We start from the raw sequence: 4942 nt of genomic DNA, 5'->3' as shown, positions 1-4942 counted from the left end.
CGCGGCGGTATTTCCCAAACCGGCAGCTGCTCAACGCCAACCGGTGACCTGGCACCGCTGGCCACCCGGCCGGCGCTGACCCCGTAAGGCCTAGGGCGCGACCGAATATCGCGGCGAGGGGCCGGGGGATCCGACGAGCAGGCTCGCGACGTCCGCGAGCGGCCGGGGCCGGGCAACCAGCTCCCCCCAGGGAAACCGATCGTGCGTCGCCCGCAGAAAGCTCAGCGCCGCACTGAGGTGCCGTGGCTCGTAATTGTGCACGCCGAAGATCGACAGCTGCCGGCGAACCACGTGTTCGGGGTCGAGCGCGATGGCGGCGTCGGGGGCGACCGAACCGGCGAGGACGGCGACGCCCTGACTGTCCAGCGCGGCCAATCCGGCCTGCAAGGCCGTCGATGAGCCGGAGAACTCCAGCAAGACGTCGCAGCTGTCCACGTCGGGTGCCGATGCCGCCTCGTCGGTCGCGCCGAATTGCCTTGCCAGTTGCCTTCTTTCGGCGCTGGGATCGACCGCCGTGACCACGGAAGCGCCGGCCGAGGCCGCCGCCGCGACAGCGCTGAGTCCGAGCATGCCGACCCCTACGACGATGACCCGCCTGCCGGTCAGCGGCCCCGCGCGGTCGATCACCGCCGTGACCGTGGCCGTCGCGCAGGCGGCGGGAGCGGCGACGGCGTCACTGAGGTCGTCGCCGACGACCGCGATCGCCAAGTTGCCGGGTAGGAAGACATATTCGGCATAGGAGCCGGACAACGCCCAACCCGAGTCGAGCGCTTCGTGCCCGGCCTTGCGGACGGTGCGGCATTTGGCGGTCACTCCGGCGCGGCAGCGGTCACAGGTTTGGCAGGGCAGCGTGACCGACCAGATGACGCGTTGCCCGGGGTGTAGGCGCTGGCCGTCCACGTCGCACCTGCCCGCTTGTCCAACGGCGACGATCTCACCGACGGCCTCGTGGCCGAGAATCGACGGGCACGGTTGTGCACGACGGCCGCTGACGGTGTGCCGGTCGCTGCCGCACACGGTGGCCAGGCGCACCCGGACGAGGACGTCGGCCGGTCCCAGCGGCGGCACCGCCACGCGCTCGACGGCGATCCGGTCGCCGCCCCGCCATACCGCCGCGGCGGTGGCGTCGATCCGTCGGTCGACGGCTGCGCCGGTCATGGAGCGCTCATCGCCACCGGGCGCACGCCGAGCAGACCGGGTAGATCGGCCACCGACGGCAGCAGGTGGGTGTGCCGGTGGGCACCGAGTTCGTTGGCGTCGCTGGCTCCCGAGAGGACGCCCACCACCAGCGCGGCACCGGAGTTGGTGCCGGCTTGGAGGTCGCGGGGGGTATCACCGGCAACCAGGACGCGCGCCACATCGGTCACGCCCAGCCGTTCCATGGCGCGAAAGATCATGTAGGGCGCGGGGCGCCCGGCGGCCACATCGCTGCCGCAGACGACGGTGTCCGCCACCGCGTCGTCCATCCATCCGAGCGCCGACAGCAGCGATTCGACGATGATGCGGTCGAATCCCGTTGTCAGTGCGACCTTTACGCCGCGCCCGCGTAACGTGGACAGCGCCTCCAGGACCCCCGGCAGCGGGCGCGGCGGGTGATCGGCGTAGGCCGTGCTGAGCCGGGCCTGGAAATCGTTGACCACCACTTCCAGCTCGCCCGTGCTCGGGGGCGTTCCGGAGCGGGAGGCGAGCAGTTCACGCAGCGCTTCGTGCTTCGAGGCGCCGTGCCAGCGGGTGATTTCGGCCTCCGACGGTGCTGCCCCGTGGGCTCGCGCGGTCTCGGCGAGCACGCGGTAGACCTGCTGACCGTCGTCGATCGTGGTGCCCGCCATGTCCAGGACCACGATTTCGGGCGCGAAGATCGTCATGAACTCGGCTCCTCAGGGCTTGGCGTTGCGGCTCAGGGCGCAGCGCGCGTCAAGGGTGTTTTCGAGGGTGAAGCTGACCAGTCCCGGCAGGTACCGGTCGTCGTGGTATTCGAGGACTTCGCCGTCCGGGCTGCGGGTGGTTCGCTGCTGACGCAGCAACGGAACCCCCTCAGGCACACCGAGGTGCCGCGCGTCCAGCGCGTCGGCGGCCACCGCGTCGATCACATGGGAGGCCCGGGCGAACTGCACGCCCTGTGAAAGCAGGTACGCCCACAGGGATCCCGAATCGCAGTCGAAGTCGAACAGGCGCCTGCCGACGTGCTCGACGAACACCGCTCGCTCGAGCATCGCGGGCTCGTCGTCGAGGTAGCGCAGCCGCAACACCTCGACGACCGGGGCGTCGATGTCGACGTGCAGCACCGAGGCGGCGTGCTGGTCGGCCCGCCGCAGCGCCAGCTCCAGGGTCCGCTGCCCGGGCGTGCGGCCGATCGAGTGCGCCCACGCCGAATACGACAGCAGCGTGTCGAAGGGCTGTCCGGTCGCGGCGGAACAGACCACCGGCGGTTTGCCGCGCCCGCCGGCGATTACGCCCTCGGCGCGCAGGGTGGCCAGCGCCTGGCGCACCGGTCCGCGCGACGCGTTCCACTGTTGGCACAGCCGAGACTCCGACGGAAGCGGCGCACCGACGACCAATTCACCGAGCCGGATCTGTTCCCTCAGGCTGTCGGCGATGACCTCATGCAATGCGATTGCCACGACTTGACTATACATGTGTGTCCGGGCTCCGACCCGCGAATCAGGCTGTCGGTTAAGAGAATATGAACATCTGCTGCCCAATCCGTTCCTGCGTTGACAGCTACTGAACCGCTGCCGGAGGGTCCTTGTAATGACAAGTCGGCGCCCTTGGAATCGGAGCTCCCATGACTGACGTCGCCAACAACCAGAGCGTCGGAAAGTCCATCGACGACGCCCAACTCGGCGTCTTCCACTTCAAGGCCGCGGCGACCGCCGGTGCGGGGTTCTTCACCGACTCCTACGACCTGAACGTCATCGGCTCAGTGACGCTGCTGGCCGCACCGCAATTCCACCTCGGCAGCGGTCAGATCTCGATGCTGACAAGCTCGACGCTGCTAGCGGTCGCAGTGGGCGCAATGGTGTTCGGCCGGCTCGGCGACCTCTTCGGCCGCCGGCGCGTCTACGGGCTCGAAGCCGTGCTGATGATCATCGGAGCCCTGGTGTCGGCATTCGCCCCGAACTTCACGGTGTTGTTGGTCGGCCGGCTCATTCTCGGCGTGGGCATCGGCGGCGACTACCCGGCCAGCGGCGTCATCATGACCGAGTACGCCAACGCGCGAAATCGTGGCAAGCTCGTCGGCCTGACGTTCCTGTTCTACGTGTTCGGTCAAGTCTGTGCCTATCTCGTCAGCCTGCTGGTCCTCGCGGTCGGTGTCGACAACGGTCTGGCCTGGCGAGTGATCCTCGGGCTGGGCGTGCTGCCGTCGGTGCTGGTTCTCTACCAGCGTCGCCACATGCCGGAGTCGCCCCGGTGGACGGCCGAGCATGGCGACGAGCGGCAGGCGCGCCATGACTTCGAGAAGTTCGCCGGAGCGGGCAACGAAACGTTCACGGCAGCAACGGTTTCCAAGGCTTCGATCGGTGGGCTGCGCTTGGCGTTGACGAATCGCAAGGTGCTCATCACTCTGCTGGGCACCGCCGGAAGCTGGTTCTTCTTCAACGTCGCGGTGTACGGCAACTCGGTGAGTCAGCCGCTGTTGATCAAGACCATCAGCCCGCACGGCTCCACGTTGTCCAACATCGCGCTCAACGCCGTGCTCGTTGTCTGCTTCAGCCTGGTCGGCGCCATCGCCGGGCTCTTCGTTCTCGACCGATGGCCCCGGCGTCGACTCCAAATCGTCGGCTTCACGCTATGTGCGTCGGCCATGCTGTTGATCACCGTGGTGCCGAGCCTGAGCAGCGCCGTCCTGCCCTTCGGGATCGTCTTCGGACTCTCTCTGTTCGGCATCGCGTTCGGTCCGAACTACACCACCATGCTGTTGGCCGCCGAGTCGTACCCGACCACCTTCCGCAGCAGCCTGCACGGCCTGTCGTCGGGCGTCGCCAAGGTGGGCGCATTCGGGGGAGCGCTGGTGGTGCCGCTCGTCCTCGCGTCTTCGGGGCTACGGGCCGTGACGCTGCTGGCGTTCGGTTGCTACGTCGCGGCGATCGCGACGACATTCTTGCTGCCGGAACCCCGTGGCCGCGCGCTCGACGAGGTCAGCGACCGGTTGAGGCCCAGGCCTTCGGCGAACGCCACTTCGCGACAACGGCTCTCGCCGGAGCCGCTCACCGCATGACGTGTGAGGAGAACCGCATACCGCCTGGCTTGTGCCCACTGTGGGACCCGCTCGCAAGCGCGCTGTTCGGGGGGGTGCCCCCGGCAGGATTCGAACCTGCGGCCTTCTGCTCCGGAGGCAGACGCTCTATCCCCTGAGCTACGGGGGCGCATGGAGATCATGATGCGCCAGGTGGGCCCAGACAGACTAACGCATCGCGGTGACCGCTCGACCACCGCAATGGATTCGGGGCGCGGGCACCTCAGCCAATAGGATGGACGCTTGTGACCCCCGCTGACCTCGCTGAGCTGCTCAGGAGCACCGCTTCCGCGGTGCTGGCCGAGCGCGGGCTGGACGCTGCCGCCCTGCCGGCGACGGTCACGGTGGAGCGGCCCCGCAACCCCGAGCACGGCGACTACGCCAGCAACCTGGCGCTTCAGCTGGGCAAGAAGGTCGGCGCCAACCCCCGCGAGTTGGCCGGCTGGTTGGCCGAGGCGCTGTCACGGGCCGACGGAGTCGCCTCGGCGGAGGTGGCCGGGCCCGGCTTCATCAACCTGCGCCTCGAGGCGTCGGCGCAGGCGGTGGTCGTCAACAACGTCATCGACGCCGGCGACACCTTCGGCCATTCCGACCTGCTGGCCGGCCACAAGATCAACCTGGAGTTCGTCTCGGCCAACCCCACCGGGCCCATCCACATCGGCGGCACCCGCTGGGCCGCCGTCGGCGACGCGCTGGGCCGGTTGT

At 68.7% G+C, this 4942-nt stretch carries 4 protein-coding genes, 1 tRNA gene and 1 pseudogene; 2 read left to right on the top strand and 4 right to left on the bottom strand.

The window, feature by feature from the left end:
- Window positions 1-90: 90 nt before the first annotated feature.
- From A9X05_RS13930 to A9X05_RS13920, 3 genes are read right to left on the bottom strand one after another with little or no spacing between them, the layout of a single operon-like run.
- Entirely contained in the window at window positions 91-1158 is a 1068-nt protein-coding gene (locus A9X05_RS13930) for a zinc-binding dehydrogenase (protein WP_067782023.1), read from the bottom strand.
- Window positions 1155-1865 carry a phosphonatase-like hydrolase gene (locus A9X05_RS13925; protein WP_067782021.1) on the bottom strand — a complete coding sequence of 237 codons (711 nt, stop codon included), beginning with the start codon at window positions 1863-1865 and terminating at the stop codon, window positions 1155-1157. Before A9X05_RS13925 ends, A9X05_RS13930 begins: the two co-directional genes overlap by 4 nt.
- A gap of 12 nt (window positions 1866-1877) precedes the next feature.
- Window positions 1878-2621 (bottom strand): GntR family transcriptional regulator, encoded by a 744-nt coding sequence (locus tag A9X05_RS13920; RefSeq protein ID WP_082950435.1) that lies wholly within the window; start codon window positions 2619-2621, stop codon window positions 1878-1880.
- A 164-nt stretch (window positions 2622-2785) separates the two neighbouring features.
- Between A9X05_RS13920 and A9X05_RS13915 the strand changes: the two genes are divergently transcribed.
- Window positions 2786-4219, top strand: coding sequence for an MFS transporter (locus A9X05_RS13915; protein ID WP_067747690.1), 1434 nt, complete (start codon window positions 2786-2788; stop codon window positions 4217-4219).
- A gap of 75 nt (window positions 4220-4294) precedes the next feature.
- Here the strand turns inward: A9X05_RS13915 and A9X05_RS13910 are convergent.
- Window positions 4295-4367, bottom strand: a tRNA-Arg gene (locus A9X05_RS13910).
- A 115-nt stretch (window positions 4368-4482) separates the two neighbouring features.
- Here A9X05_RS13910 and A9X05_RS13905 point away from each other — a divergent pair.
- Window positions 4483-4942: pseudogene (locus tag A9X05_RS13905) on the top strand (arginine--tRNA ligase); the annotation flags it as partial.

Origin of the sequence: Mycobacterium sp. E3298 (genome assembly GCF_001666895.1) — a bacterium.
In the GTDB taxonomy this organism is placed as follows: Bacteria; Actinomycetota; Actinomycetes; order Mycobacteriales; family Mycobacteriaceae; genus Mycobacterium.
Note: the sequence above shows the minus strand (reverse complement) of the source record. Positions and strands in the feature narration are given on the sequence as shown.